We start from the raw sequence: 26130 nt of genomic DNA, 5'->3' as shown, positions 1-26130 counted from the left end.
AGGTCGAGGGGCCGTTTCCTTTTGCGCTATGGCGCTTTCGGTCCTGTTCATCCCCCTTGGCCGCGCCGCTCGTTTCCGGGCGGGCGCGGCCGATGGCGCGTGAAACGCACCATCAGTCCGAAAGGGGGTGGACCATATGGCGAAACGCCCGGCGCCCCTTTATGTTCCGCTGCGCGCCGCTCAGGCGGCCAGCGCCTCCGCGATCAGGCGGCGGCTGTTCTCCACGCCGTAGAGCGCGATGAAGCTGCCCATGCGCGGCCCTTGGTCCGCGCCCAGCAGCGTCTGGTAGAGCGCCTTGAACCAGTCGCGCAGTTCGGCAAAGCCATAGGCCTCGTCCTTGCCGATGGCGTAGACGATGTTCTGGATGTCCTCCGCCGTGGCGCCTTCCGGCAGGGCGGCGAGTTCCGCGTCCAGCCTGCGCAGGGCGGCGGCCTCGCTGTCGGTGGGGGCGCGGCGCCTGAGCGTCGGGGCGACGAAATCGCGGTGATAGGCGAGCGCGTGGCCGATCAGCGCGTCCAGTTCCGGATAGCTTTGCGCATTGGCGTTCGCGACATAGTTCTGCAGATAGCCCCAGACCTGTTCGCGGCTGGCGTCGCCCATCACGCCGACCAGGTTCAGCAGCAGGCCGAACGTCACCGGCAGGCGGCCCTCCGGCAGCTTGCCGTCATGGATGTGGTGGACCGGATTGCCGAGTTGCTGTTCGACCGGCTGGTTCGGATAATTGCCGCGGAACTGCCAATATTCGTCCACGGCGCGGGGGATGACGCCCATGTGGAGTTGCTTGGCCTTCTTCGGCTCGCGATAGGCGTAGAAGGCGAGGCTCTCCTGCGGGCCATAGGTCAGCCATTGCTCCAGGCTGAGGCCGTTGCCCTTGGACTTGGAGATCTTCTCGCCCTTTTCGTCGAGGAACATCTCGTAATTGAAGCCTTCGGGCGGGCGGGCGCCGAGCGCGCGGCAGATTTTCGACGACTGGGTGACGGAATCGATCAGATCCTTGCCCGCCATCTCATAATCGACGCCCAGCGCGACCCAGCGCATCGCCCAGTCGACCTTCCATTGCAGCTTCGCGCCGCCCGACAGGATCGACTGTTCGATGACGTCGCCTTCATCCTCGAAGCGGACGATGCCGCGGTCGGCGTCGATCACCTCCACCGGCACTTGCAGCACGATGCCCGTCTTCGGGCTGATCGGCAGGACCGGGGAATAGGTCGCCTGCCGTTCCTTGCGCAGGGTCGGCAGCATGATGTCCATGATGTCCCGATAGTGGCGCAGGACGTTTTTCAGCGCGTCGTCGAACGCGCCGGACCTGTAGCGTTCCGTGGCGGAGACGAACTCGTAATCGAAGCCGAAGCGGTCGAGAAATTCCCGCAGCATGGCGTTGTTGTGGTGCGCGAAGCTCTCGAACTTCTCGAACGGGTCGGGCACCTGCGTCAACGGCTTGCCCAGATGCTGCGCCAGCATCGCCTGGTTGGGGACATTGTCGGGCACCTTGCGCAGCCCGTCCATGTCGTCGCTGAACGCGATCAGGCGGGTGGGGATGTCCGACAGCGCATGATAGGCGTTGCGGACCATGGTGGTGCGCAGCACTTCGTTGAACGTGCCGATATGCGGCAGGCCCGACGGACCGTAGCCGGTTTCGAACAGCACATGGCCCTTTTCGGGCGCGCCGTTCTGATAGCGCTTCAGGAGCTTGCGCGCTTCCTCATAGGGCCAGGCCTTGGACGCCTGCGCGGCGGTGCGGATGATTTCGGACACGGTCATGATGCATGCCCCCCTAAGCATTTTCGCGGCGGTTGGAAACATCTGACGACTCGGAAAACATCATGGCGGCGGGCCGAAAGGCTAAGGCTCCGTTAATATAGATCAGCCTTCATTTTGGACCCTAAGCGGCGATTCCAGGTGCCGAAATGGAGACGAATGGCGGCCTTTCCCCACCCCCATTTAACTTTGATTAACCTTGATGAGGCATATTTATCGGGAGCTTAGGGAGCTCAGGAGGGACTATGCAGCCGCGCAGCCGTCATAGAATAACGGTCGATATACCAGTCGTGGTGACGACGGTGCTCGACAGCATGGAAGGAACGATCGTCGATTTGAGCGAAGGCGGCGCGCAGGTAGCGGGCTGCGGCCTGCCGGTGCGCAGCCAGTGCCAGATCGACTATGAGGGCCATGTCGTGTTCGGCACGGTGCAATGGTCGGAAGAGGACCGTATGGGCATCCGCTTCCCCTATGAACTGGCCGACGGGCCGCTGTTCGACCGGCTGGAGATTGCGCGGGCGGCGCGGCTGACCCCCACGGCCCTTCAGCCCCGGACTTTGGGCGCTCGTCCCGCTGGCGGATTCGGGCGTCGTTTCGGCTGAATCCGGCGCTTTTCAGGTTTCCCTTTTGTTCCCGTTCGCCTAAGCGGGACGGGTGATCGACCCCGCCGCCCTGCCCGCCCTTCACGCCAGCCATGGCGGCATCTGGCTTCGGGAAGCGGATCGCACCGCCGCCGTCGCCAAGGGCACGGCCATAGCGCGGACGGCCGAAACGCCGACATTGCTGCTGAACGCGCCGCTGACCGGACAGCGGCTGGGCTATCCCGACCTCAATGGCCTCGACCTGCTGGAATTATGGGCCTTCATCCATCCGGCGCGCTTCCTGGTGCCGACGCCCAAGGGGCTGGCCGAAGCGCTGGACCTGCCGCGTCCGGCGAGCGAATCCGATATTCCCGAACTGTTGCAGGCGGCGACCGCCGCCCTGCTGGCGACGCTGGAATCCTCTGCCTGGACGGAGCGCGAGGGCGGCTGGACGGCGGCGCAGGCGCTGCACCGGCTGCGATGGCCCTGGGCGCCGCTGCTGGCGGGCCGCATCGCCACGCCGAAGGAGGCGGAGCGCTGGCTCTTTTCCAAGCTGCCCGAATGGGAGGAGAACCCGCCGCGCCCTGCCCCGCGCACCGTGACGCTGCAACCCGATGCGGTGGTGGCGCGGCTGGAGCAGTTGACGGGCGCGGAGGCGGAGGCGCGGCCGGGGCAGCGCGCCTATGCGGCTGCGGCGGCGGAGATTTTCCGGCCCAGGGCGCATCGCGACCAGCCCAATATGCTGCTGGCGGAGGCGGGGACAGGGATCGGCAAGACCCTGGGCTATCTGGCGCCCGCGTCGCTCTGGGCCGGGGAGGCGCAGGGGACGGTGTGGATTTCCACCTATACCAAGGCGTTGCAGCGGCAGTTGGACCGGGAGAGTCTGCGCCTCTTCCCCGATCCCGCCGTGGCGGCGAAGCGGGTGGTGGTGCGCAAGGGGCGGGAAAATTATCTCTGCCTGCTGAACCTGGAGGATGCGCTGCAGGGGGGCTTTGCGGGGCGGGCGGCGATATTGGCGCAACTGGTGGCGCGCTGGGCGGCCTTCACCAAGGATGGCGACATGATCGGCGGCGACCTGCCCGGATGGCTGCCGACCCTGTTCCGGCGCAACGGGTCGACCGCGCTGACCGACCGGCGCGGCGAGTGCATCTATGCGGGCTGTCCCCATTATCGAAAATGCTTCATCGAACGGTCGGCGCGGGCTTCGGCGGACGCGGACATCGTGATCGCCAATCATGCGCTGGTGATGATCAATGCGGCGCGGGGGCGGGAGACGGGGCAGGCGCCGCAGCGCATCGTGTTCGACGAGGGCCATCATCTGTTCGATGCGGCGGATTCGACCTTCTCCGTCGCGCTTTCGGGGCAGGAAGCCATCGAGCTGCGCCGCTGGGTGATGGGGCCGGAGGGCAATGCGCGGGGACGGCGGCGCGGGCTGGCGGCGCGGCTGTCGGACCTCGCCAGCTATGACGAGCAGGGCGGCGAGGCGATCAGGGCGGCGGCGGAGGCAGCGCGGGCGCTGCCCGCCGACGAATGGTTGAAGCGGATCGTGGCGGACGAGCCTTTCGGGCCGGTCGAGCAGTTGCTCGCTGCGGTGCGGGGGACGGTCTATGCGCGGGCCGCCGACACGGGCGAGGCCGATGCGGGCTATGGGCTGGAGACCGAACTGGCCGAGCCGGACGGCGCGCTGGTCGAGGCGGCGCAGGAGGCGGCGCGGGCGCTCGATAATCTGCTGCGGCCGCTGACCCATCTGGGCAAGCGGATGGAGGCGGTGATCGAGGAAGCGCCCGACTGGCTGGACGGCGCGGCGCGGGCGCGGGTCGAGGGGGCGATCGCCTCGCTGGGCTGGCGGCGCGATCTGGTGACGGCCTGGCTGGCGCTGCTGGCGCGGATCGGCGGACCGGCGGACCCGGATTTCGTGGACTGGCTGGCGGTCGAGCGGATCGAGGGGCGGGAATTCGACATCGGCATCCACCGCCATTGGCTGGACCCGACGCGGCCTTTGGCGCAGGCGGTGCTGAAACCGGCGCAGGGGGTGCTGATCACCTCGGCCACATTGAAGGGCGGCGGCGACTGGGACAATGCGGCGAGCCGCAGCGGCGCGAACCACCTGCCGCGCGGGGCGGAGCAGTTCGAGGCGAACAGCCCCTTCGACTATCCGGAACGGTCGGAAGTGCTGATCGTGACCGACATCAAGCGCGGGGACATCGCGGCATTGTCCGGGGCCTATGCGCGGCTGATCGAGGCGGCGGGCGGCGGGACTCTGGGGCTGTTCACCGCGATCCGGCGGCTGCGGGCGGTGCATGCGCGGATCGCGGACCGGCTGGCGCGGGCGGGGTTGCCGCTCTACGCGCAGCATGTGGACCCGATGGACACCGGCACGCTGATCGACATTTTCCGCGACGATCCCCGCGCTTCGCTGCTGGGCACCGATGCGCTGCGCGACGGGGTGGACGTGCCCGGCCATTCGCTGCGGCTGGTGGTGATGGAGGGGGTGCCCTGGTCCAAGCCCACGGTGCTGCATGCGGCGCGCAAGCTGGCGGGCGGCGGGTCGGCCTATGACGACCGGCTGATCCGGGCGCGGATGGCGCAGGCCTTCGGCCGGCTGATACGGCGGGCGGAGGACCGGGGCAGCTTCGTCATCCTGTCCGCCGCCATGCCCAGCCGGTTGCTGAGCGCCTTTCCGCCCGGCACGCCGATCCGCCGCCTGACGCTGGACGAGGCGATCATATCGGTCAGCGGGCAATCCCGCGCTGGCCATGGGAGCCATGCCGCGTTAGGGCATCAGCAATTCGAATCCGGCACCTAGAGACTTTGTTTTCGTGATTTCCGAGTCAGCGGCTGTTCCACCCGCTTCGAAATCACTCTGCGACCTGGAGCAAAAATGAAGCGGTTGATCCTGTTCCGTCACGCCAAGTCCGATTGGGACGATCCGGTTGCGCGGGACTTCGACCGGCCGCTGAACGGTCGCGGGGAAAAGGCCGCGCTGGTCATGGGCGAGTTCGCCAGGGCAAAGGGCATCCGCTTCGACATGGTGGTCGCTTCCCCGGCGGTGCGAGTGGTGGAAACGCTCAACGTCTTCTTCACCGGCTATGGCGAGGTGGTCGATCCGCATTGGGACCGGCGCATCTATCTGGCCTCCACGCCGACCCTGTTCGACGTGATCCGCGACCTGCCCGACAGCGCGGACAGCGTGCTGATGTCGGGGCATAATCCGGGGCTGGAGGAACTGGTCCTGGACCTGGTTCCCGACGACGGCGCGAGTCCGCTGCGCGAGGATGTGGAGGTGAAGTTCCCGACCGCCTCCATCGCCGTGCTGGACCTGCCCATCGATCATTGGAGCGAGGCGAAGGCCAATATCGCCACACTGGCCAGCTTTACGCGCCCGCGCGACCTGGACCCGGCGCTGGGGCCGGGTTCGCGCTGAGCGGGCGGTGACGCCGATCCTCTGGCGGCGGGCGGAGGCTCGCGACGCGGCGGCGCTCTCGCTGCTGGGCGGGGCGACTTTTCTGGCCAGCTTTGCCCATGATCATCCGGGCGACGCGCTGATCGCCCATGTCCGCAAGGCCCATGGGGAGGCATTTTACGCCGCGGCGTTGGCGGACCCGGAACAGGCGCTGCTGATCGGGGAAACGGCTCTGGGTGCGCCGGTGGGCTATGCGCTGCTGACGCCGCCCGCGCTGCCGGTCGAGCGGCGGGACGGCGATCTGGAATTGAAGCGCATCTATCTGCTTTCCGGCTGGCAGGGGGGCGGCAATGGCGCGGCCTTGCTGAAGTTGGCGATGGAGGAAGCGCGGCGGCGTGGGGCGAAGCGGTTGTTGCTCGCGGTTTACGAGGCCAATGTGGGCGCGCAGAGATTCTATGCGCGGCATGGTTTCGTCGAGATCGGCGAGACGGTCTTCATGGTGGGGGACGCGCCGTTTCGGGATTTGATTTTCGCGGCGGCGGTTGGGTGATTTTGGGGGTGCTGTCTGTCGAGGGCTGTTCTGCTCTTCAAGACATGAGCGGACGCTGAAATCTCCTGCGCGCAGCGTGGGGTGGAGGACCGGGCGAAGGCTGGTGTAGGGGAAGGTGGCACGACCTGCTTATTTCCCCTCCACCATGCTTCGCATGGTCCCCCTCCCCATCTACCGATGGGGAGGAATGGGATAGGTGCGCTCTCTATCCAAATAATCAGCCTAGACTCCGGCCTTCGCGGGAGCATGAACGGGCGGCGGCTATTCTCCGATGGCTTTGGCCAGCTCGGCGCGAATAGCTTCCAGGCGGGGGAGGAGATCGGGGCTGGATGGTGTTTCGCCGTTCCTCGCCACGGGCGCGGGCATGGCCGGGGACGAATCGCCGCCGCCGTCGGCCAGCGCCTTTTGCGCGCCGCGCACCGTGAAGCCCTCGACATTCAGCAGATAGTTGATCCGCCGCACCAGCGCCACGTCGGCGGGCCGGTAATAGCGGCGGTTGCCGGAGCGTTGGAGCGGACGCAACTGGGTGAAGCGCGTCTCCCAATAGCGCAATATGTGCTGCGGAAGATCAAGCTCGCTCGCCAGCTCGCTGATCGTCAGAAATGCGCCCTCTGCCTTTTCCATGGTCCTGATGTTGCACCTGTAGCGGCGCAAAGGTCAACCTTCGGGAAAATGGCTGTTTTGACGGCGGCCCTCTCAGGCCGAAGCGACACGGTCCCGCATCGTCTGGCTGGCGCGGAAGGTCAGCACCCGGCGCGGCTCGATCGGCACTTCGACGCCCGTCTTGGGGTTGCGGCCCATGCGCTGCGTCTTGTCCCGCAGCACGAAAGTGCCGAAGCTGGAGATCTTCACATTTTCCCCGCGTTCGAGCGCGGCGGACATATGCTCCAAAATGGATTCGATCAAGGTTGCCGCCTCTGCCCGCGAAAGGCCAATATGACGGTTCACGCTCTCCGCGAGATCCGCGCGCGTCAGAGTTCCGTTACCGCTCATAGCATTTCCCCACCTTGACACCCGTCAAGCCTAAATGCGGGTGATCATTCGACAATGTGCGCGATTTTGCATGATTCGGCAAGATCAGCGGTTGCCGAAATCCTTAAAAAACCGTGAAAATTGGACGGTATAGCGGTCCCGGAATGGGATTTGCGAGGGCCATGGGCAGGGATGTCGTCCGTTTTGGGCGGGATCGAGTGGGATCAAGGGCATCGCCGGACCGGAGCAGGTTTCGCCTGATGTCGGCAAAGGGTGGGACGCAGACGTTCCCTCTCCCGCAAGCGGGAGGGGGTTAGGGGGTGGGCTGGCGCGACATGCGCGTTGTTTTGCAACGGCCAAGTCAGAAGCTCCCCCGGATCAAGTCCGGGGTCGCGCCCACCCCTAGCCCCTCCCGTTTACGGGAGGGGAATGTCTTGGGATGGCCAAAGCCCGCCCTACACGCGCAGGACGCAGGCGCCCCAGGTGAAGCCGCCGCCCATCGCCTCCAGCACCAGCAGGTCGCCGGACTTTATGCGTCCGTCGCGCATGGCGAGGTCCAGCGCCAGGGGGACCGACGCGGCGGAGGTGTTCGCGTGGCGATCCACCGTCATCACCACCTTTTCCGGCGAGAGTTTCAGCTTGCGCGCGGTCGCGTCGAGGATGCGGGCATTGGCCTGGTGCGGGACCAGCCAGTCGATGTCCGCCGGGGTCATGTCGGCGGCGGCCATCACCTCGGTCAGCACGGAGGCGAGGTTGGTGACGGCGTGGCGGAAGACTTCCTGGCCCTTCATGCGCAGCTTGCCGACCGTCTGCGTGGTCGAAGGGCCGCCGTCGACATAGAGAAGCTGGTTGTGGCGGCCGTCGGCATGGAGTTTCGAGGCGAGGATGCCGCGCCTGCCGTCGGCGCTTTCCTCCGCGCCCAGCACGACCGCGCCCGCGCCGTCGCCGAAGAGGACGCAGGTGGTGCGGTCTTCCCAGTCGAGGATGCGGCTGAAGGTTTCGGAACCGATCACGATGGCGTTCCGCGCCGCGCCGGAGCGGATCATGCTGTCGGCCACGGTGACGGCGTAGAGGAAGCCGGAGCAGACCGCCGCCACGTCGAAGGCGACGCAATCGTCGATGCCGAGCGCAGCCTGGACAATGGTCGCGCTGGCGGGGAAGGTCTGGTCGGGCGTGGCGGTCGCCAGGATGATCAGGTCGATGTCGCTCGCAGCGATCCCGGCGGCTTCCAGCGCCGCCCTGGCGGCGTCGGTGGCGAGGGTCGCGGTGGTTTCGCCCTCGCCCGCTATGTAGCGGGTGCGGATGCCGGTGCGCTCGACGATCCATTCGTCGCTCGTGTCCACGGTTTCCGCCAGTTCGGCATTGCTGACGGCGCGGGCCGGCAGGGCGGAGCCCGTGCCCAGGAGAATGGATCGGCGGATCACTTTGCGGGCAGCTCCATCCTGGATGCGGGGGCGGTCAGCCCCTCGATCCCATGCATGTCGGCGGCGATGCGCCGGGTGATGTCTTCCTCCAGCAGCCGGGCGGCGACATGGACGGCATTGGCGACGCCCTTGTCGTTGGCGCTGCCGTGGCTTTTCACGACCACGCCATTCAGGCCCAGGAAAACGGCGCCATTATGGTTGTTTGGGTCGAGATGATGGCGCAGCAGGTGCATGGCGGGCTTGGAGATCAGGAAGCCGAGCTTCGAGCGGATCGAACTGGTGAAGGCGGTGCGCAGCAGGTCGGTGACGAAGCGGGCCGTGCCTTCCGCCGTCTTGAGCGCGACATTGCCGGAAAAGCCGTCCGACACGATGACGTCGACATCGCCCCGGCCGATCTTGTCGCCTTCGGTGAAACCGTCGAAGGACAGCGGCAGGCTGGTCGCGGCGCGCAGGATGGCGGCGGCGTCGCGGATTTCCTCCGTCCCCTTCATCTCTTCCGTGCCGATGTTCATCAGCCGGACGCGGGGGCGTTCCAGGTCAAGGGCGATGCGGGCATAGGCCGCGCCCATCACCGCGAACTGGACGAGGTTGCGGGCGTCGCATTCGGTGTTGGCGCCCAGGTCCAGCATGACCACGTCATTGTCGCCGAGCGTCGGCAGCATGGCGGCCAGCGCGGGCCGGTCGACGCCCTTCATGGTGCGCAGCGCCAGCTTCGCCATCGCCATCAGCGCGCCGGTATTGCCGGAGGAGACGGCAGCGCCGCACTCGCCCGCCTTCACCGCCGCGATGGCCATGCTCATGGAGCTGGTCTTCTTGCGGATGGCGACGCTGGGCTTGTCGCCCGCATCCACGACGTCGGGCGCGTGGACGATTTCCGACGCGGCGCGCAGATTGGGGTGGTTGTCGAGCGCGGCCTTGATCCGCGCCTCGTCTCCGAAAAGGGTGAAGCGCAGTCCTTCGTGACGGCGACGGGCGAGCGCCACGCCCGCCATCATCACGCGCACGCCTTCATCCCCGCCCATCGCGTCGATTGCGATTCGCGGTTGGCTGGACAAGTTAACGCACCCTTTTCAGGAGAAATTCCGGAACGTCAGGCCCCGACGGCGACGATTTCGCGACCGTTATAATGGCCGCAGGCGTCGCAGAGATTGTGCGGACGCTTCAGTTCGCCGCAGTTGGAGCATTCCTGATAGGCCTCGACGCGCAGCGAGTCATGGCTGCGGCGCATGCCGCGGCGGGACGGGGACGTTTTCCTCTTGGGGACAGCCATGTCGGCACCTTATTCCATAAATTGATCTGTTAGTGCGACTGGCCGTATCCGATGGATGCCGACGCCAACGGCGCCGCAGACCCATGCGGCCCGGATGATCGCGAAGCCCTGCGCCTATAGCGTTTTTTGGCCCATGCGCAAGTCCTTCCTTGCCCCGGCATGGCGCCGCCCTATTCTGGGGGCGTCACGATAAAAGGGGGGAAATCCGATGTTGCTGCCGATCACGCTGACCCTGGCCGCGGCCTGCGCGCTGATCAACATGTGGCTGGGGTTCCGTTGCACGCGAATCCGGATCGCGAGCCAGGTGATGCATGGCGACGGCGGCAGCGCGATGCTGGCCAGGCGGATGCGCGCCCATGCCAATTTCATCGAATATGTGCCGGTGACGCTGATTTTGTTCGGACTGGTGGAACTGGCGGTCGGCGCGTCGATCTGGCTGTGGGGCGCGGCGCTGGTGCTGGTGCTGGCGCGAATCGGCCATGGATTCGGGATGGATGCGGACAAGCCGACCGTCTGGCGCGCGGGCGGGGCGCTGCTGACCTGGGCGGTGATGGTCGGCATGGCGGTGACGGCGCTCGCCATCGCCTATGGCGCGACGCGGGAAGTGCCCGCTCCGCCCGCCATGGCGATGATTCGGTAGGCTGTATCGACATTCAGCGCTGACGGCCTGCAAATGGCGGCTTTTCGCGCTTCCGGTGCTCACGTACCTTTAGTACGCTGCGCTCCGGGTCGCGAAAAACCACCATTTTCGGCTCGCCATCATCTGAATGTCCATACAGCCTACGGATCAGGCGAGGACGGCATCCCCCACGAAGGGATTGGTGCGGCGTTCATGGGCGAAATTGCTCATCGGTCCGTGGCCTGGGACGAAGGCCGTGTCGCCGCCCAGGGGCCATAGCTTGCCGGTGATCGCGTCGATCAGATCCTGATGATTGCCCATCGGGAAGTCGGTGCGGCCGATGGAACCCTGGAACAGCACGTCGCCGACGATGGCGAGCTTGCTGGGGGCGTGGTGGAAGACGACATGGCCCGGCGTGTGGCCGGGGCAATGATAGACGTCCAGCGTGAGGTTGCCGACCGTCACCTGGTCGCCGTCCTTCAGCCAGCGGTCGGGTTCGAAGCTTTCGCCGTTGATGCCATATCTCGCGCCGTCCTCGCCCAGCCGGTCGATCCAGAAGCGGTCGGCTTCGTGCGGGCCTTCGATCGGCACGCCGAGGTCGCGGGCCAGGATGCCCGCCTGGCCGCAATGGTCGATATGGCCGTGGGTGACGAGGATCTTCTCTATGGTGACGCCATGCTGCTCGGCCGCCTTCCTGAGCAGCGGCAGATCGCCGCCTGGATCGACGAAGGCGCCGCGATTGGTCGCCGTGCACCAGAAGAGCGTGCAATTCTGCTGGAGCGGCGTGACGGGGATCAGGGCGGCTTTGAGGGGCGGAGTCGTCATGGCGTTGATGTGGCGAAGCTACGCGCCGGGCGCAAGGCTTTGGGGGAAGGGGAGGGGTTTTGCAGCTCCGGTCCGAGGCGGGCTGGTGTGGATTAGCTTCATCCCCCCTCCCGCAGGCGGGAGGGGGTTAGGGGGTGGGCTGGCGCGACATCTGCATTGTTTTGCAACGGGGCTAAGTCAGAAGCTCGCTCCGCTCGCGCCCACCCCTGGCCCCTCCCGCCTGCGGGAGGGGAATATCTTGGATCGGCCAAAGGCCCTCTTACCCCATGTCCCCCGTCGCGAAGGGTTCCGCCAGGCTGATGCTGTCGAGCACCTTGGCGGTTTCGTCGCGCACGCGGAGCATCACGCGGTGCAGGCGGCATTCCGATTCGGGCAGGCAGTTGGTGCATGTCTCATGCGCAAAGCGGCTGGCGCAGGGCGTGAGCGCGAGCGAGCCGCGGGTCAGCCGGACGATGTCGCCATAGCTGATGTCCACCGGGGCCAGCGCCAGCCAATAGCCGCCGTCGCGTCCGCGCTGCGTCGCGACCAGTCCCTCCCGCGCCAGTTCCGACAGGATCACCGTCAGGAATTTGGACGGGATGTTCTGGCGCGTGGCGATTTCGTTCAGCGGCACCGGGCCTTGCCGATAGCGGTCTGCGAGATGCTGGAGGGCGCGGATGGCGTAACGGGTCTTCTGCGAAAGCATGGGGCTGTTATTCGCTGCCGCCGCAGATTTGACAAGTCATCAGGGCGCGGGATTCAGCGCCTGGCGCGCCTGTTTCGGAAAATCGCTGAACATCGCGTCGACGCCCGTTCCGGCGACCGCCCGGACATAGCCGGCGAAATCGCCCCGGCCCTGCGGATCGTCGGGGCGCTGGAAGGCGGCGGGCAGGAAGCTGTTTTCCATGCGCAGCGTCCAGACATGGACTTGCAATCCGGCCTGATGGGCGCGTTCGACCAGTCCCGTCGGGCCTTCGGGCGCCAGCACCATGGCCGCCGCCGGGCCGATGCCGTCGGCATAGTCCGCGACCTGCCGCAGCCCCTGCGCCGTCATCATGTCGGCATAGCTCGTCCCCGGCTCATCGGCGGGACCGCCCTCGCCCGCGACGAGCTGGATCAGGCGCAGGCGCGACGCGGCGCGCAGGGCCTTGAGATTGCCGACCTCGAAGGACTGGATGAAGACCGGATCGGCCTCCGTCTGATAGCCGTAGCGGCTGAGCAGATCGAGCAAGGGCGCCTGATGCGGCAGGCCGATGCCCGCGAAATAGGCGGGATGCTTGGTTTCGGGATAGAGGCCGATGCGGCGGCCGGTTTCCGCCTCCTTGGCGCGGACCAGCTTCACGATCTCCTCGAAGGTGGGGATCGGGTAGAGGCCGTCGAAGCGGCTGTTGGCGGGCCGAAGCTGCGGCAGCCGTTCGCGGGCGCGCAGCGTGCGCAGTTCCGCCAGCGTGAAATCCTCCGTGAACCAGCCGGTGACGGGCTGGCCGTCGATGGTCTTGCTGGTCCTGCGCGCGACGAATTCGGGGTGATCGGCGACGTCGGTGGTGCCGCTTATCTCATTTTCATGCCGGGCGACGAGGACGCCGTCGCTGGTCAGCACCAGGTCCGGCTCGATATAGTCGGCGCCCTGGTCGATGGCGCGTTCATAGGCGGCGAGCGTATGTTCGGGCCGTTCGCCGCTGGCTCCGCGATGGGCGATGATGAAGGGTTCCGCCCCGGTCTCCGTCATCGCTGGCGCCGCCGTCAAAAGGGTGAGGAGGAGGAATGTTCGGAGCATCCCCCTCAAAATCATGCCTTCACGCCCTCCAGAGCGTCCTCATAGGTCGTCGCCTTGAAACCGACGATGGTGCGGTCGCCCAGGTCCAGGATCGGGCGCTTGATCATCGAGGGATTGCTCATCATCAGCAGAATCGCCTTTTCCGAATCGATATGCGCCTTGTCGCCCGCGTCCAGCGCCTTAAAGGTGGTGCCGGAACGGTTGAGGATGGTTTCCCACCCATGCTCCATCACCCATTCCTCCAGCTTCGCCTTGTCGACGCCCGACACCTTGTAGTCGTGGAAGCTGTAGGGCTTGCCGCTATTGTCCAGGAAATTGCGCGCCTTCTTGATCGTGTCGCAATTCTTGATGCCGTACATGGTCAGCATGGCCGTTATCCCTTGAACGCGGTGACTTCGATCTCGATCTTCATCTCCGGCTTGATGAGGCCGGTGACGATGCAGCTTGCGGCGGGGCGGATGTCGCCGAAGACCGGCGCGGTCGCCTCCCCCAGCACGTCCCAATAGGCGGGGTCCGTGATGTAATAGGTGACGCGCACCACGTCCGCGAAGGAGAAGCCCGCCTCCTCCAGCGCCCGGCCGATGACCTTCAGCGCATTCTTGCCCTGGTCGACGACAGATTCGGGCATGGCCTTTGTTTCGGGATCGGTGCCGGTGGTGCCGGCGACGAAGCACCAGTCGCCCTGGACGACGGCGCGCGAATAGCCGACCTGCGCCTCGAAAGGCGAGCCGGAGGAAATGAGCTGGCGGGGCATGGAAGTTCCCTGTGCAGAACGGAGCGAAAAGGATCGCTGCGGCTCTTGCCCCGTTCGCAGGATGCTGTCCAGCGCCTTTTGCCCGGCGGGAACGGCGCGGGCCGCCGGCCGTTGGAGCGAGGAAGGAGACAGAGCATGAACCGACCCGACGACAGCCCCTTCCCCGACGCGGGGGAGGAAAATGACGAACAGGCCGAAGCAGGTTCGCAGGCGCAGGACGTGGCCGAAGAGGCGCGGGCGCGGTCGACGGACCTGGCCGAGGACAGCGAGCGCGGCGGGCGGCCCAATCCCGCGCAGATCATTCCCGACGACACGCCCGATCTGGTCGAGCGGATGGAGGAAATGAACCGATCCGGCCGGATCGACAATGACGCCTTCGCCGGCGAACCGCAGATGGACGATGAGGAGGATATATTGGGGCCGACCGAGGACGAGGAATAAGGTCCGGCCGCCGGCCTGCTATCCGGCTAAGCCGCGTTCTGGTCCAGCGACAGGTTGATCATCCCCCGCGCCATATGGCCGAGCGCATCGGCCATGGCGGCGGCGAGTTGCGGGTCGATGCCCGGTTGCGCCTTTATGGCGCGGGTCATGGCGGCGGACCATTGATCCGCCAGCCCCGCGGTGATCGGGAAGGCGCGGTGCAGCGACATGATGCACTGGCCGCGTTCGAACCAGTCGCGCGGACCGCCCGACCATCCCGCCAGGAAACGGGTGAGGCCATGGCGCACGGCGCGCAGGTCCGCCGCATGGATGGCGCGCAGATCGGCATAGGCGCGGTCCCGGTCGATCAGGTCGTAGAAGCGGTTGGCGATGGCGGCGACGGTCGCCTCGCCGCCGATGCGGGCATAGGGGGTGGTCATGGGGCCTCCTGCTGGTCGGGCCAGCGTGGCGGCCTGTGCCCGCGGGTCAATGATATGGATCAAATCGCGCGCTTTTGACGCGAGACGGCAGGGACGCCTTTCGTTATGGCCGCGTCATGAGCCGAGGAACCAGGAAGACGCGCAATGAGGTGATCTGGCTGGCGCAGGCGCGCCGGGCCGGGCGCGGACGCCTGCGACCCAGGAAGCCCAAGGGGCCTTCCGTCGCCATGCTGGTGATCGGCGGGGTTCTGATGGGCGCGGGCCTGGGCTGGTTCGGGCCGGATCTGGCGCAGCGCTTCCAGAGCAGTTGGCGGGAGGTGGCGTCGCCCGTCGCGGGGGACAAGCTGTCGGCGCGGTTCGGCTTCTGCCATGTCGGCGGCGGCGCCGATTGCGTGGTCGACGGGGACACCTTCTGGTTCCGCGGCGAAAAGATAAGGGTGATGGACATAGACGCGCCCGAAACGCACGGGCCGCGCTGCGCCCAGGAAGCGGCGCTGGGGGCGCGGGCGACGCAGCGATTGCAGCAGTTGATGAACGCCGGTCCCTTCTCGCTGGAAAGCGGCGATCGGGAGACGGACCGCTATGGGCGGGCGCTGCGGGTGGTGACGCGGGGCGGGCAGTCGATCGGCGAGATGCTGGTGGCCGAAGGGTTGGCGCGGGAATGGGACGGGGCGCGGCATCCGTGGTGTTGATTGCCCGGCATTGATCGGCCCGTGCTGATCGGCCTGGCGTTGAAGGAGGGCTGAGGGAGGGCGGCTCCCTCAGCCTTTCCGTTTTTTAGCGGCAGCTCAGATTGCCGCGGTCGATTTCGCGGCCGAGCAGAGCGCCCGCGCCCGCGCCGATGAGGATGCCCGCCGTGTTGGAATAACCCCGGTCGAGCTGGCCGCCGAGCAGGCCGCCCAGCGCCGCGCCGACGATCAGGCCGGTCGTGCCGTCCGAGCGGCGGCAATAATAGCGGTCGTCATAGCCGCGATAGATGCGCGTCGAGCGGGTCACGCGGATCGGCTCATAGCCGCCGCGATAATAGCGGTCGGGCCGGTAATAGCGGCCATAGCGCGGGTCCGGACGGTTCCAGTCATAGCTGTAGATCACGCGGCCTGGGCGCTGGTAACGGTCATGCTTGCCGCCATGCTTCCAGTCGTTGCGGCCGTGGCCGGGATTATGCTTCTTGCCGTGCCCGGCCCAGGGCGGCGGATCAGCGGCGGCGGGGGCCGCGCTCAACGTCACGGCGCCGAGGGACAGGGCGGCAAGGGCGGTTTTCAGGGTGAACTTCATCTCAGGCTCCCTTGGTTATGATGAGGGAGAACAACCTAAAGCGGATAAATGTTGCATGAACGGAACAAAACGAGGCGTTCATTTAGAGGTCAGGAGCGGATGGGTTTTAGAGGATGGTATTGAGGTGGGTCAGCCCCTTGCCCTGTCGTGTTCTGGACGGGGCGCTCGTCGGAGGTAAAACGAATTGAATTGCCAATGACCCACATAAGCCCCTTCCAGCGGTGAAAGAGGAGGAGAAGGTGGCACCGAGCATGATTAATTTTGGGCCATGAGAGTATGAGGTTCAATTTGAACGCTCTTCTCGCAATTTCAGAAATTCTTTCAGGCCTAGATGGACTTTGAGACGGGTAGCGCCATTATCCCAGCCGGCATCTGGATCGCTATACTGGAATACCCACCCGCTGCCTCCCCTGCCAATACCACGACGATAACCAATAACTGAGAAACCGTACAGAACTTCTAACGCTTCATCCGCATCATATGGGTTTTGAGAGGACTTACGCCGCTGGTATGCTTCCCTAACAGGCCGTTGACGAAGTCGGCGGTGGCTGATTCAGTGCGGCAGTGGGATTGTCTGGCGGGTTAGCGGCGATGGCGATGGGGCGTGATAGCGAGGTCCAGTCCGATTTGATCGTGACGTGGGCGGAGATACCGCGTTCACCGGGGCATGTTTTCTACGACAAGCTCCAGAAGCTGCTGGCCGAGGCGGGCTTCGATGGCTTTGTCGAGAAGACGTGCAAGCCCTATTATGCGCCGCGGATGGGAGCCCCGTCGCTGCCGCCGGGCCGCTATTTCCGCATGCTGCTGATCGGCTATTTCGAGGGCATCGACAGCGAACGCGGGATTGTCTGGCGCTGTTCGGATTCGCTGTCGCTGCGGGAGTTCCTGCGACTGTCGAGCCGCGACAAGGTCCCTGATCATAGCTGGTTGTCGAAGACGCGGAGCCGCCTGCCGCACGAGGTACATGACCAGATCTTCGGCTGGGTACTGGCCCTCGTCGCCGGGCACGATCTGGTGAAAGGCGAGCGGATCGGCGTCGATGGCTCGACCATGGAGGCGAACGCCGCGCTGCGTACCATCGTGCGGCGTGACAATGGCGAGACCTACCGCGAGATGCTGGTGCGCATGGCGCAAGAGAGCGGCATCGACACGCCGACGATCGACGACCTTGTCCGGCTCGATCGCAAACGCAAGGGCAAGAAGCTGTCGAATGCGGACTGGGCGAGCAAGACCGATCCCGACGCGAAGGTCGCGCGGATGAAGAACGGCTCGACGCGTCTGGCCTACAAGCCCGAACACGCGGTCGATCTCGACACGGGTGTTATCGTGGCAGCGCCGATCCACCCGGCCGACAAGGGCGACACGACAACGCTCGACGCCACGCTGGAGACGGCAGCACGCAACCTCGCCGACATTGGCCTGGCGCCGACGTCCGGGGATCCCTGCGATCTTGTGACCGATAAAGGCTATCATTCGCGCGAGCTCCTCAAGGGTCTCGACGGCGACATCTGGAAGACGCGCATCGCCGAGCCGGCACCGCCGAATGGATATCTGCGCTGGCACGGCGACGAGGCTGCCCAGAAGGCCGTCTACGCCAATCGGTCTCGCCTGAAATCCGCCGTCGGACGCAAGGCGATGCGCAAGCGTGGTGAGATGGTCGAGCGTAGCTTTGCCCACGTCCTGGATCGCGGCGGCATGCGCCGCGCGTGGCTGCGCGGGCGCGAGAATGTTCACAAGCGTTATTTGATCCACGTCGCCGGGTTCAATCTTGGCATTCTCATGCGCGCCCTGTTCGGTTGCGGCACTCCGAGGGGCGCCAGGGGCGCATCCAAGGCATTCTTGTTCGTAGTTCAGACCGATGTTGCGCTCGTCATCGCCCTCGTCGCCGAGTTCGACGGAGAAAGGGCCATGCTCCTCATCGTTTTTACCCCTGAAGGCGCTGACAGACCCGGCTGAAAACCGACTTCGTCACCGCGCTGCTAAAAGCCTCCCGTGTAAATGTGATAGTAGCCAACTCGGAACATGCTTGTAGTGCATCACCCCATTTTGCCCAATGCGGCCCTATTTCATCATCGAGTTCTTGCTTTAGATAGCGCGAATATGGCTCACGGGCAGCTTGGATATCGTTGTTATCAAAGCCGTCAGCGTCCGGTAATTCTTTCAGGGCTTTTTGCGTCGCAAAGTTAAGAAACTGAATAACATCTCTTGGTCTCATGAAAGTTCTTGATACAATATGACTCCATTTGCTTTGAGAGCCGCGCATCAAAGCTTCATCTTCTATGTCATTCCAAGAGAAACCCTTTCCGAGCTTTACTCTAATTCTTTCATCAACCATCTCAAGTAAGGAATTTTGATCCCATTCAAGATATACTGCAGAAGACTGTGAAACTTTGTTTTTATCCGAAAATCTTAGTTCATCCCAGATATCGGTTCTCACGTAGCAAACGGGGTAGATGATATCTCCCTCTTTTCTGCCTCGAATTGATCGAATTGCCAGAATGAGGCCGATGATCATCTGTTTCCTAGATTCATCCAATTGACTGAGCCCTTGATCAAGCTCATCGAAATGAATGCAAACTTTTTTCAATCCAGCCTGATTAGCAATAGTAACGGCAGTGCGAAGTAATATATTAGTCAAGGTATCTATTTCTGGAGAAATTGAGCCATTCTCACTCTCAAATTCTATGCTGCCTACAGCAACCCCAAAAGCTTGAGGAGAAAATATTGTTTTACCCACTCGCCATCGGGGAGGGGATAATATATCACTTAGGCTGGGGACGATGCCGCCATAGTTTTCATTGAGAAACTCTCTTGCAGCCCGCTGAGAGTCTGTCATAGTTGACATACTTCTTTGTTCAAGAATTACTGATATTGCTTTTACCGCAATCAAATATCGCCATGCGCTAACGTAACTTTCAATTTCAGACGCTCCAATATTCTTGCGACGAGCATGGAGATTCCACGGGTAATCTCTTAAGCTTGGCGCTGTAGTAACATACTCTTTGCGCGGCTGAGAAAAGTACTTAGTTAGGGCTGTTTTTCCCGACCCTTTTCGTCCGATGACTGCATAGCAATCACCAGACTCAATTCTGTCGACCGCTTCAGTCTTAAGAAAATAGGATAAAACGGCATCATCATCCTCGGCTGCAACGTCACCAAACGATCCAATTGTACCGAGATAGCCCATGCTGCTCACTCCGCCGCGATGCCCGCCGCCTTGAACATGTCCGGATCGCCCGCTTCATCCGCGTTGGCTGCTTCGCCGCCTTTCAGCTTGGCGCGGCGGTCGAAGGCGTCCCAGACGTCGTTCCACTGGCCGCGGGTCGCCGCCTTCGAATATTCGGTGGCGCGGGTTTCGAAGAAGTTGGCGTGCTCCACGCCGTTCAGCAGCGGGGTCAGCCAGGGGAGGGGGTGTTCGTCGATCATGTAGATGGGTTTCAGGCCCAGTTGCCCCAGGCGCCAGTCGGCGATGTAGCGGACATATTTCTTGATGTCCTTGGGCGTCATGCCGGGCACCGGGCCCATTTCGAAGACCAGGTCGACGAAGGCGTCCTCGATCCGCACCGTCTTCTGGCACATGTCCATGATGTCGTCCTTGACCGAGGCGGTCAGGCAGTCGCGTTCCTTCACGAAGGCGTGGAAGAGGCGGACGATGCCCTCGCAGTGCAGCGTCTCGTCGCGGACCGACCAGCTTACGATCTGGCCCATGCCCTTCATCTTGTTGAAGCGCGGGAAGTTCATCAGCATCGCGAAGCTGGCGAAAAGCTGCAACCCTTCGGTGAAGCCGCCGAACATGGCCAGCGTCTTGGCGATGTCCTCGTCCGTGTCGACGCCGAACTGCTGGAGATAGTCGTGTTTGTCCTTCATCTCCTTATATTGCATGAAGGCGCTATATTCGCTTTCCGGCATGCCGATGGTGTCGAGCAGGTGCGAATAGGCGGCGATGTGGACCGTCTCCATGTTGCTGAAGGCGGTCAGCATCATCTTGATTTCGGTCGGCTTGAACACGCGGCCGTATTTTTCGTGGTAGCAGTCCTGCACCTCCACGTCCGCCTGGGTGAAGAAGCGGAAGATCTGCGTCAGCAGGTTGCGCTCATGGTCGCTGAGCTTCTGCGCCCAGTCGCGGCAATCCTCGCCCAGCGGCACTTCCTCCGGCAGCCAGTGAAGCTGCTGCTGGCGCTTCCAGAACTCATAGGCCCAGGGATATTCGAAGGGCTTGTAGACCTTGCTGGCTTGAAGAAGGGGCATGGTGGTTACTCCGAGGATTTTATACCAGACCCTCTCCCCTTGTGGGAGAGGGAGGGGCCCATCGCGTCAGCGATGGGAGGGTGAGGGGTGAAGATCGCTATCCGTGCCAGCGCGCCTTCGGGATTTTGCATCACATCATGGTTCCAGAAGCGGATCACGCGATAGCCTTCCTGTTGGAGAAAGGCCGTGCGGGGCGCGTCTGCCGCCTCGTCATGCTGGCCGCCGTCCAGTTCGATGATCAGGCGGGCGGCGTGAGAGGCGAAGTCCGCGAAATAGGGGCCGATGGGAACCTGGCGGCGGAACCTGGCGCTCGGCAACTTTTCGCGGAGGAGAGTCCAGAGGCGTTTCTCGGCGTCGGTTGCATTGCGGCGCAGTTCTCTCGCGCGGGCGATCGTCGGGTTTGGGGCCTTACCCCTCGCCTTCCCACGCGGCTTTGCCGCGCGGGCCCCTTCCTCTCCCACAAGGGGAGAGGAGATTCTTGGATCACTGGCAGGCGAGGCACTCGTCATAGTCGGTGGTCTCGCCGATTTCGAATTTGGGGGCGTCGATGGTGTTGTCGGCTTCCACGCCGCCCGCGAAGCCGGCGCGCTGGACGGACTTGGAGCGCAGATAATAGAGCGACTTGATGCCCAGTTCCCATGCCCGGTAGTGGAGCATCAGCAGATCCCATTTCTCCACGTCGGCGGGGATGAAGAGGTTGAGCGACTGCGCCTGGTCGATATAGGGCGTGCGGTCGGCGGCCAGTTCGAGCAGCCAGCGCTGGTCGATCTCGAAACTGGTCTTGAAGACGTCCTTTTCCTCCTGGCTCAGGAAGTCGAGATGCTGGACGCTGCCGCCCTTTTCCAGGATCGAGTTCCAGACCGCCGTGCTGTCCTTGGCCTTCGCCACCAGCAGCTTTTCGAGGTATGGATTCTTCACCGCGAAGCTGCCGGACAGCGTCTTGTGCGTGTAGATGTTCGCCGGGATCGGTTCGATGCAGGCCGACGCGCCGCCGCAGATGATGCTGATCGACGCGGTCGGCGCGATCGCCATCTTGCAGGAGAAACGCTCCATCACGCCCATGTCGGCGGCGTCCGGGCACGGGCCGCGCTCGACCGCGAGCTGCATCGAGGCTTCGTTCACCTTCTCGTTGACATGCTTGAAGATGCGCAGGTTCCACGATTTGGCCATCGCCCCTTCGAAGGGAAGTCCGCGGGCCTGGAGGAAGGAGTGGAACCCCATGACCCCCAGGCCCACCGACCGTTCACGGCTCGCACTATATTTCGCCCGCGCCATTTCCGGCGGCGCGCGGTCGATATAGTCCTGCAGCACATTGTCGAGGAAGCGCATGACATCCTCGACAAACTGCCTGTCGTCCTTCCACTCGTCCCAGGTTTCCAGGTTGAGAGAGGAAAGACAGCAGACGGCCGTGCGGTCATTGCCGATATGGTCGCGACCCGTCGGCAAAGTGATTTCGGAACAGAGGTTGGAGGTCGACACCTTGAGCCCTAGATCGCGGTGATGCTTGGGCATCGTGCGGTTCACGGTGTCGTTGAAGACGATATAGGGTTCGCCGGTGGCGAGGCGGACCTCCACCAGCTTCTGGAACAGGGCGCGGGCGTTGACGCTGCCGCGCACCGACTGGTCCTTCGGGCTGCGTAGGGCGAATTCCTTGCCGTCGCGCACCGCCTCCATGAATTCGTCGGTCAGCAGGACGCCATGGTGCAGGTTCAGCGCCTTGCGGTTGAAGTCGCCGCTGGTCTTGCGGATTTCGAGGAACTCCTCGATCTCCGGATGGGAGATGTCGAGATAGCAGGCGGCCGAGCCGCGACGCAGGCTGCCCTGGCTGATCGCGAGGGTAAGGCTGTCCATCACGCGCACGAAGGGGATGATGCCGCTGGTCTTGCCGTTCAGGCCCACCGGCTCCCCGATGCCGCGCACATTGCCCCAATAGGTGCCGATGCCGCCGCCCCGGCTGGCCAGCCAGACATTCTCGTTCCAGGTGTTGACGATGCCTTCCAGGCTGTCGTCCACGCTGTTGAGATAGCAACTGATCGGCAGGCCGCGCCCGGTGCCGCCGTTCGACAGGACGGGCGTGGCGGGCATGAACCAGAGGCGCGAGATATAGTCGTAGACGCGCTGGGCATGGTCGGCGTCGTCGGCATAGGCGGCGGCGACGCGGGCGAACAGATCCTGATAGGATTCGCCGGGCAGCAGATAGCGGTCCTGCAACGTGTCCTTGCCGAAATCGGTCAGCAGCGCGTCGCGGCTGGCGTCGGTCACGACATGGAAGCGGCGCTCCAGCACGGTGGAGGAATCCGGCGTCGGGTCGGCCTTGGGCGCAGGCGCCCCATCGACCAGCGCCCCCTCGGCGGGAACGGGAGCCTTCTTCTTGTCCGCCACGGTTTCGACCACTTCGTCAATCACGGTTGCCACGTCGCTTGCACTCACCTGTTCGCTGTCTCGAAAATCCATGACCAGCTCCCGAATGTTCCTGTTTCGTTCGATTCGGTCAAGCCGCTGCCGGCCGGGCCGAACGAATATAGCATTATCGACCCGGTCAGGCACGGAGATGGGGCCAGCAGGCGCGATCGCAAGGGCAAAAACAGCCTCCCTCCGGGAAGCGGCCCGGTTGGTTCGATCACAATCTGTTGGGTAACCCCCGTTAACCCGATACAAGGGATAGTGCCACAGCTTCATTTCCTTTCAAGGGGGTAAATGACGGTTCGGAGACTCAACTCATCGACGCTGAGACTCGTTTCGTCGACGTTGCGGCACGGCGCAGCGCAGCGACGCGCGGACTTTCCTTGGCTTTGCAAAAGGCAAGGGGAACAATTTGGCCCGGAAAATAAATTTGGCTTGCCACGCAATTGCTGGGCCGGGCGATTCCACCCATGGCGTTTCGCGACGAATGCATGACAGATAGGGGGGAACGGAGCGGCACGAGCAATGGCCGACGCGAGACGAGAGGAGCCGACATGATTCTCTATTACCACCCCCTCTCCTCCTGCAGTTGGAAGGTGCTGATCGCCCTTTACGAGAACGGCACCCCGTTCGAGCCGCGCATGCTGGACGACCCGGCCGTGGCGGAGGCGTGGCTGGCGCTGTGGCCGCTGGGGAAGTTCCCGGTGCTGCGGGACGAGACGCGGGACAGGACGGTCGCGGAAACCAGCATCATCATAGAATATCTGGGACGGCATCGTCCGGGGCCCTTCCGGCCGATTCCCGAAGATGCCGACGCGGCGCTGGAGGTTCGGCTGATGGACCGGCTGTTCGACATCTATGTGATGACGCCGATGCAGGCGATCGTCGCCGACAAGATCCGGCCCCAGGGCGTCGCCCGCGATTCCCATGGCGTGGGGGAAGCGCGGCGGATGCTGGGCAAGGCCTATGCGCTGCTGGAGGCGCGGATGGCGGGACGGCGCTGGGCGGCGGGGGACGATTTCACCCTGGCCGATTGCGCGGCGGCGCCGGCCCTGTTCTATGCCGACAAGATCGAGCCGATGCGGGGCGGGTTTCCGGCACTGCGCGCCTATCTTGAACGGCTGGAGGCGCGGGAGAGCTTCGCGCGGGTGCTGCGGGAAAAGGAGCCGTGGTGGCCCATGTTTCCCTTCGCGGATTAGGGCGTGTGGGGATTCAGCCCATGGCGGCCCGCGGGTCGGGCCTCAGCCCTTCCACGCCTTGAGCGCGCGTTCATAGCGCCCGGCGGCCGTATCGCGGGCTTTTTCCAGTCGGCGCCTTTCGGCCCCATGTCGTTGTTCCAGTTCCTGCCGCTCGCGCCGGAGGGCGGCTTCGCGGCGGGCCAGCCGCCGGCTTTCCGCTTCCTGCCGCCGGTCGAGCGCCGCCAGCGCTTCCTCCGCCTCGTCCAGCGGCGCGCGATCGGGGCGGGGTTCGGGCTTCGCCGCCTTGCGCGCCGTCGCTTTCCCGGAGCCTGCGGGCCTTTCCGCCGGCAAAGCCGCGAGATGCTCCGCCATGGAACCGCGGGGCCGCTTGATGACCTTGCCCGGATGGGCGAGCGGCTCGGCGGTCAGCGCGGGATCGGTCACGACCTCCGCCACGCCGCGGGCGAACAGATTGGCGTCGGCGCCCCAGGCCTCCAGCGCCGCCTTCTGGCTGGGCGCGGCGACATAGGCGTCGTGGAATCCGATGGCGGTGCGATAGGTCTTGAGCGCGCGGGGCATGGCCGGGAAACGCCTGGGGCGGACGCCCGGCTCCCTCCCGCCACTGGACTCGCGCGCGATTCCCTACTAGCCGCTCCCCTGCATGGACCTGCCGCGCCGGGCGGGCCTTTAGATTAGGGACCAGGGTAGATGACCGTCATCAAAACCGCCGATCTGATCGAGAGCGTGGCCGACGCGCTCCAGTTCATCAGCTACTATCATCCGATGGATTATATCCGCGCATTGGGCAAAGCCTATGAGGCGGAGGCCAATCCGGCGGCGAAGGACGCCATCGCCCAGATCCTGACCAACAGCCGCATGTGCGCCGAGGGGCACCGCCCGATCTGCCAGGACACCGGCATCGTCAACGTCTTCGTCAAATGGGGCATGGACTGCCGCCTGGACGACAACAGCCGTTCCATGCAGGAGGTGATCGACGAGGGCGTGCGCCGCGCTTACCTCAACCCCGAAAACCGGCTGCGCGCCTCGATCCTGAAAGACCCGGCGTTCAGCCGCGTCAATACCAAGGACAACACGCCCTGCGTGCTGAATGTCGAGATGGTGCCGGGCGACAAGGTGATCGTCGACGTCGCGGCCAAGGGCGGCGGGTCGGAGAACAAGACCAAGTTCAAGATGATGAACCCCAGCGATTCCATCGTCGACTGGGTGCTGGAGATGATCCCGCAGATGGGCGCGGGCTGGTGCCCGCCCGGCATGCTGGGCATCGGCATCGGCGGCACGGCGGAAAAGGCGGTGGCGCTGGCCAAGGAATCGCTGATGGAGCCCATCGACATGGGCGAATTGAAGGCGCGCGGGCCGCAGAACGACATCGAACGGCTGCGGATCGAGATTTTCGACAAGGTCAACGCGCTGGGCATCGGCGCGCAGGGGCTGGGCGGGCTTTCGACCATCCTGGACGTCAAGATCTACGACTATCCCTGCCATGCGGCGGGCAAGCCGGTGGCGATGATCCCGAACTGCGCGGCGACCCGCCATGCGCATTTCACGCTGGACGGGTCGGGTCCGGCCTATCTGGAGGCGCCGAAGATTTCGGAATGGCCGCAGGTGGACTGGAAGCCGAGCAAGGAGGCGATCCGGGTCGACCTGGACAAGCTGACGCCCGAAGTGGTGCAAAGCTGGAAGCATGGCGACCGGCTGCTGCTGAACGGCAAGATGCTGACCGGGCGCGACGCGGCGCACAAGCGGATTCAGGACATGCTGGCCAAGGGCGAGGAACTGCCGGTCGATTTCAAGGGCCGCGTCATCTATTATGTCGGCCCGGTCGATCCGGTGCGCGACGAAGTGGTGGGGCCGGCCGGGCCGACGACCGCGACGCGCATGGACAAGTTCATGGACATGATGCTGGAGCAGGGCTTGGCGGCGTGCGTCGGCAAGGCGGAGCGCGGGCCTGCGGCGACGGATAGCATCGCCAGGCATAAGAGCGCCTATCTGATGGCGGTCGGCGGCGCGGCCTATCTGGTGGCGCGGGCGATCAAGGCAGCCAAGGTGGTCGGCTTCGAGGATCTGGGCATGGAGGCGATCTACGAGTTCGAGGTGCAGGACATGCCCGTGACCGTCGCCGTCGACAGCGAAGGCCAGAATGTCCACCGGCTCGCCCCGCTGGTGTGGCAGGAGAAGATCCGGAAGGAAGGCCTGCTCGAAAAGGCGTGAGGCTTTCTTGATCCTCCCCATGCTT

The 26130-nt window shown here is 64.5% G+C and carries 28 protein-coding genes; 10 read left to right on the top strand and 18 right to left on the bottom strand.

What is annotated here, in order from left to right:
* Positions 1–180: 180 nt before the first annotated feature.
* Positions 181–1761 carry a lysine--tRNA ligase gene (locus Sj15T_RS12520; RefSeq protein ID WP_013041333.1) on the bottom strand — a complete coding sequence of 527 codons (1581 nt, stop codon included), beginning with the start codon at positions 1759–1761 and terminating at the stop codon, positions 181–183.
* Positions 1762–2003: 242 nt separating this feature from the next.
* On the opposite strand from Sj15T_RS12520, the gene Sj15T_RS12515 reads away from it, so the two are divergent.
* From Sj15T_RS12515 to Sj15T_RS12500, 4 genes are all read left to right on the top strand, one after another.
* Complete coding sequence (locus Sj15T_RS12515) at positions 2004–2360, top strand: PilZ domain-containing protein (protein WP_013041332.1); 357 nt, start codon at positions 2004–2006, stop codon at positions 2358–2360.
* A 52-nt stretch (positions 2361–2412) separates the two neighbouring features.
* Complete coding sequence (locus Sj15T_RS12510) at positions 2413–5145, top strand: ATP-dependent DNA helicase (RefSeq protein WP_013041331.1); 2733 nt, start codon at positions 2413–2415, stop codon at positions 5143–5145.
* A 75-nt stretch (positions 5146–5220) separates the two neighbouring features.
* Entirely contained in the window at positions 5221–5763 is a 543-nt protein-coding gene (locus Sj15T_RS12505) for a histidine phosphatase family protein (protein WP_007683108.1), read from the top strand.
* A 7-nt stretch (positions 5764–5770) separates the two neighbouring features.
* The gene (locus tag Sj15T_RS12500; RefSeq protein WP_013041330.1) at positions 5771–6292 is read left to right on the top strand and encodes a GNAT family N-acetyltransferase; all 522 of its coding nucleotides are present in this window, start codon (positions 5771–5773) and stop codon (positions 6290–6292) included.
* Between the two features lie 261 nt (positions 6293–6553).
* Here Sj15T_RS12500 and Sj15T_RS12495 read toward each other — a convergent pair whose 3' ends face one another.
* The 5 genes from Sj15T_RS12495 to rpmF form a co-directional block, all read right to left on the bottom strand.
* On the bottom strand, positions 6554–6916 hold the full coding sequence (locus Sj15T_RS12495; protein ID WP_013041329.1) for a MerR family transcriptional regulator: 363 nt from the start codon (positions 6914–6916) through the stop codon (positions 6554–6556).
* A 72-nt stretch (positions 6917–6988) separates the two neighbouring features.
* Positions 6989–7285: an integration host factor subunit alpha gene (gene ihfA / locus Sj15T_RS12490; protein ID WP_007687990.1), complete on the bottom strand. Its 297-nt coding sequence runs from the start codon at positions 7283–7285 to the stop codon at positions 6989–6991.
* 434 nt (positions 7286–7719) lie between these two features.
* Positions 7720–8688, bottom strand: a complete 969-nt coding sequence (locus tag Sj15T_RS12485; RefSeq protein WP_013041328.1) for a beta-ketoacyl-ACP synthase III — start codon at positions 8686–8688, stop codon at positions 7720–7722.
* Positions 8685–9710 (bottom strand): phosphate acyltransferase PlsX, encoded by a 1026-nt coding sequence (gene plsX / locus Sj15T_RS12480; protein ID WP_020819893.1) that lies wholly within the window; start codon positions 9708–9710, stop codon positions 8685–8687. The genes Sj15T_RS12485 and plsX overlap by 4 nt, the downstream gene beginning before the upstream one ends.
* Before the next feature lie 68 nt (positions 9711–9778).
* The gene (gene rpmF / locus Sj15T_RS12475; protein ID WP_007687984.1) at positions 9779–9958 is read right to left on the bottom strand and encodes a 50S ribosomal protein L32; all 180 of its coding nucleotides are present in this window, start codon (positions 9956–9958) and stop codon (positions 9779–9781) included.
* Between the two features lie 208 nt (positions 9959–10166).
* Between rpmF and Sj15T_RS12470 the strand changes: the two genes are divergently transcribed.
* Positions 10167–10598 carry an MAPEG family protein gene (locus Sj15T_RS12470; RefSeq protein ID WP_013041325.1) on the top strand — a complete coding sequence of 144 codons (432 nt, stop codon included), beginning with the start codon at positions 10167–10169 and terminating at the stop codon, positions 10596–10598.
* A 147-nt stretch (positions 10599–10745) separates the two neighbouring features.
* Here Sj15T_RS12470 and Sj15T_RS12465 read toward each other — a convergent pair whose 3' ends face one another.
* From Sj15T_RS12465 to Sj15T_RS12445, 5 genes are all read right to left on the bottom strand, one after another.
* A complete protein-coding gene (locus tag Sj15T_RS12465; protein WP_007687980.1) occupies positions 10746–11402 on the bottom strand; it encodes an MBL fold metallo-hydrolase in 657 nt (218 codons plus the stop codon).
* A 259-nt stretch (positions 11403–11661) separates the two neighbouring features.
* A complete protein-coding gene (locus tag Sj15T_RS12460) occupies positions 11662–12087 on the bottom strand; it encodes an Rrf2 family transcriptional regulator (protein ID WP_007687978.1) in 426 nt (141 codons plus the stop codon).
* Positions 12088–12126: 39 nt separating this feature from the next.
* The gene (locus Sj15T_RS12455; protein ID WP_253720666.1) at positions 12127–13110 is read right to left on the bottom strand and encodes a glycerophosphodiester phosphodiesterase; all 984 of its coding nucleotides are present in this window, start codon (positions 13108–13110) and stop codon (positions 12127–12129) included.
* Positions 13111–13169: 59 nt separating this feature from the next.
* Positions 13170–13526, bottom strand: coding sequence for an ArsC family reductase (locus Sj15T_RS12450; RefSeq protein WP_007687974.1), 357 nt, complete (start codon positions 13524–13526; stop codon positions 13170–13172).
* A gap of 5 nt (positions 13527–13531) precedes the next feature.
* Positions 13532–13912: a RidA family protein gene (locus Sj15T_RS12445; RefSeq protein ID WP_013041323.1), complete on the bottom strand. Its 381-nt coding sequence runs from the start codon at positions 13910–13912 to the stop codon at positions 13532–13534.
* Between the two features lie 135 nt (positions 13913–14047).
* Between Sj15T_RS12445 and Sj15T_RS12440 the strand changes: the two genes are divergently transcribed.
* A complete protein-coding gene (locus Sj15T_RS12440; RefSeq protein WP_013041322.1) occupies positions 14048–14353 on the top strand; it encodes a hypothetical protein in 306 nt (101 codons plus the stop codon).
* A 26-nt stretch (positions 14354–14379) separates the two neighbouring features.
* Here the strand turns inward: Sj15T_RS12440 and Sj15T_RS12435 are convergent, their stop codons facing one another.
* Entirely contained in the window at positions 14380–14772 is a 393-nt protein-coding gene (locus tag Sj15T_RS12435) for a globin (protein WP_013041321.1), read from the bottom strand.
* Positions 14773–14888: 116 nt separating this feature from the next.
* Between Sj15T_RS12435 and Sj15T_RS12430 the strand changes: the two genes are divergently transcribed.
* Positions 14889–15464 (top strand): thermonuclease family protein, encoded by a 576-nt coding sequence (locus Sj15T_RS12430; RefSeq protein ID WP_013041320.1) that lies wholly within the window; start codon positions 14889–14891, stop codon positions 15462–15464.
* 85 nt (positions 15465–15549) lie between these two features.
* Here the strand turns inward: Sj15T_RS12430 and Sj15T_RS12425 are convergent, their stop codons facing one another.
* Positions 15550–16047: a glycine zipper 2TM domain-containing protein gene (locus Sj15T_RS12425; RefSeq protein WP_007687964.1), complete on the bottom strand. Its 498-nt coding sequence runs from the start codon at positions 16045–16047 to the stop codon at positions 15550–15552.
* 591 nt (positions 16048–16638) lie between these two features.
* On the opposite strand from Sj15T_RS12425, the gene Sj15T_RS12420 reads away from it, so the two are divergent.
* Entirely contained in the window at positions 16639–18003 is a 1365-nt protein-coding gene (locus Sj15T_RS12420) for a transposase (RefSeq protein WP_013039168.1), read from the top strand.
* Here Sj15T_RS12420 and Sj15T_RS12415 read toward each other — a convergent pair.
* The 4 genes from Sj15T_RS12415 to Sj15T_RS12400 are packed head-to-tail and all read right to left on the bottom strand — an operon-like array spanning position 17972 to position 22749.
* Positions 17972–19234 (bottom strand): hypothetical protein, encoded by a 1263-nt coding sequence (locus tag Sj15T_RS12415; RefSeq protein WP_013041319.1) that lies wholly within the window; start codon positions 19232–19234, stop codon positions 17972–17974. The genes Sj15T_RS12420 and Sj15T_RS12415 overlap by 32 nt on opposite strands.
* Before the next feature lie 5 nt (positions 19235–19239).
* A complete protein-coding gene (locus Sj15T_RS12410) occupies positions 19240–20295 on the bottom strand; it encodes a ribonucleotide-diphosphate reductase subunit beta (RefSeq protein WP_007687962.1) in 1056 nt (351 codons plus the stop codon).
* Between the two features lie 5 nt (positions 20296–20300).
* Positions 20301–20756, bottom strand: a complete 456-nt coding sequence (locus Sj15T_RS12405; RefSeq protein ID WP_041386133.1) for a DUF559 domain-containing protein — start codon at positions 20754–20756, stop codon at positions 20301–20303.
* A gap of 22 nt (positions 20757–20778) precedes the next feature.
* A complete protein-coding gene (locus Sj15T_RS12400) occupies positions 20779–22749 on the bottom strand; it encodes a ribonucleoside-diphosphate reductase subunit alpha (RefSeq protein WP_049775121.1) in 1971 nt (656 codons plus the stop codon).
* Positions 22750–23252: 503 nt separating this feature from the next.
* On the opposite strand from Sj15T_RS12400, the gene Sj15T_RS12395 reads away from it, so the two are divergent.
* Positions 23253–23897: a glutathione S-transferase family protein gene (locus Sj15T_RS12395; protein ID WP_013041316.1), complete on the top strand. Its 645-nt coding sequence runs from the start codon at positions 23253–23255 to the stop codon at positions 23895–23897.
* Between the two features lie 42 nt (positions 23898–23939).
* Here the strand turns inward: Sj15T_RS12395 and Sj15T_RS12390 are convergent, their stop codons facing one another.
* Positions 23940–24455, bottom strand: a complete 516-nt coding sequence (locus tag Sj15T_RS12390; RefSeq protein WP_013041315.1) for a hypothetical protein — start codon at positions 24453–24455, stop codon at positions 23940–23942.
* Between the two features lie 129 nt (positions 24456–24584).
* Between Sj15T_RS12390 and Sj15T_RS12385 the strand changes: the two genes are divergently transcribed.
* Positions 24585–26105: a fumarate hydratase gene (locus tag Sj15T_RS12385; protein ID WP_013041314.1), complete on the top strand. Its 1521-nt coding sequence runs from the start codon at positions 24585–24587 to the stop codon at positions 26103–26105.
* Positions 26106–26130: the final 25 nt, after the last annotated feature.

Origin of the sequence: Sphingobium sp. TA15 (genome assembly GCF_037101235.1) — a bacterium.
Classification (GTDB): domain Bacteria; phylum Pseudomonadota; class Alphaproteobacteria; order Sphingomonadales; family Sphingomonadaceae; genus Sphingobium; species Sphingobium indicum.
The sequence above is the reverse complement of the archived record's forward strand: the minus strand, read 5'-3'. Positions and strand labels throughout refer to the sequence as shown.

Bases quoted from the DNA above. Each gene is read 5' to 3' on its own strand.
- Sj15T_RS12395 (WP_013041316.1), top strand. From the start codon at position 23,253: ATGATTCTCTATTACCACCCCCTCTCCTCCTGCAGTTGGAAGGTGCTG.
- Sj15T_RS12520 (WP_013041333.1), bottom strand. From the start codon at position 1,761: ATGACCGTGTCCGAAATCATCCGCACCGCCGCGCAGGCGTCCAAGGCC.
- Sj15T_RS12410 (WP_007687962.1), bottom strand. From the start codon at position 20,295: ATGCCCCTTCTTCAAGCCAGCAAGGTCTACAAGCCCTTCGAATATCCC.
- Sj15T_RS12460 (WP_007687978.1), bottom strand. From the start codon at position 12,087: ATGCTTTCGCAGAAGACCCGTTACGCCATCCGCGCCCTCCAGCATCTC.
- Sj15T_RS12425 (WP_007687964.1), bottom strand. From the start codon at position 16,047: ATGAAGTTCACCCTGAAAACCGCCCTTGCCGCCCTGTCCCTCGGCGCC.
- Sj15T_RS12385 (WP_013041314.1), top strand. From the start codon at position 24,585: ATGACCGTCATCAAAACCGCCGATCTGATCGAGAGCGTGGCCGACGCG.
- Sj15T_RS12430 (WP_013041320.1), top strand. From the start codon at position 14,889: ATGAGCCGAGGAACCAGGAAGACGCGCAATGAGGTGATCTGGCTGGCG.
- Sj15T_RS12495 (WP_013041329.1), bottom strand. From the start codon at position 6,916: ATGGAAAAGGCAGAGGGCGCATTTCTGACGATCAGCGAGCTGGCGAGC.
- Sj15T_RS12455 (WP_253720666.1), bottom strand. From the start codon at position 13,110: ATGACGGAGACCGGGGCGGAACCCTTCATCATCGCCCATCGCGGAGCC.
- ihfA (WP_007687990.1), bottom strand. From the start codon at position 7,285: ATGAGCGGTAACGGAACTCTGACGCGCGCGGATCTCGCGGAGAGCGTG.
- Sj15T_RS12400 (WP_049775121.1), bottom strand. From the start codon at position 22,749: ATGGATTTTCGAGACAGCGAACAGGTGAGTGCAAGCGACGTGGCAACC.
- Sj15T_RS12465 (WP_007687980.1), bottom strand. From the start codon at position 11,402: ATGACGACTCCGCCCCTCAAAGCCGCCCTGATCCCCGTCACGCCGCTC.
- plsX (WP_020819893.1), bottom strand. From the start codon at position 9,710: ATGGGCGGGGATGAAGGCGTGCGCGTGATGATGGCGGGCGTGGCGCTC.
- Sj15T_RS12435 (WP_013041321.1), bottom strand. From the start codon at position 14,772: ATGACCACCCCCTATGCCCGCATCGGCGGCGAGGCGACCGTCGCCGCC.
- Sj15T_RS12515 (WP_013041332.1), top strand. From the start codon at position 2,004: ATGCAGCCGCGCAGCCGTCATAGAATAACGGTCGATATACCAGTCGTG.
- rpmF (WP_007687984.1), bottom strand. From the start codon at position 9,958: ATGGCTGTCCCCAAGAGGAAAACGTCCCCGTCCCGCCGCGGCATGCGC.
- Sj15T_RS12450 (WP_007687974.1), bottom strand. From the start codon at position 13,526: ATGCTGACCATGTACGGCATCAAGAATTGCGACACGATCAAGAAGGCG.
- Sj15T_RS12505 (WP_007683108.1), top strand. From the start codon at position 5,221: ATGAAGCGGTTGATCCTGTTCCGTCACGCCAAGTCCGATTGGGACGAT.
- Sj15T_RS12445 (WP_013041323.1), bottom strand. From the start codon at position 13,912: ATGCCCCGCCAGCTCATTTCCTCCGGCTCGCCTTTCGAGGCGCAGGTC.
- Sj15T_RS12420 (WP_013039168.1), top strand. From the start codon at position 16,639: ATGGCGATGGGGCGTGATAGCGAGGTCCAGTCCGATTTGATCGTGACG.
- Sj15T_RS12440 (WP_013041322.1), top strand. From the start codon at position 14,048: ATGAACCGACCCGACGACAGCCCCTTCCCCGACGCGGGGGAGGAAAAT.
- Sj15T_RS12390 (WP_013041315.1), bottom strand. From the start codon at position 24,455: ATGCCCCGCGCGCTCAAGACCTATCGCACCGCCATCGGATTCCACGAC.
- Sj15T_RS12415 (WP_013041319.1), bottom strand. From the start codon at position 19,234: ATGGGCTATCTCGGTACAATTGGATCGTTTGGTGACGTTGCAGCCGAG.
- Sj15T_RS12470 (WP_013041325.1), top strand. From the start codon at position 10,167: ATGTTGCTGCCGATCACGCTGACCCTGGCCGCGGCCTGCGCGCTGATC.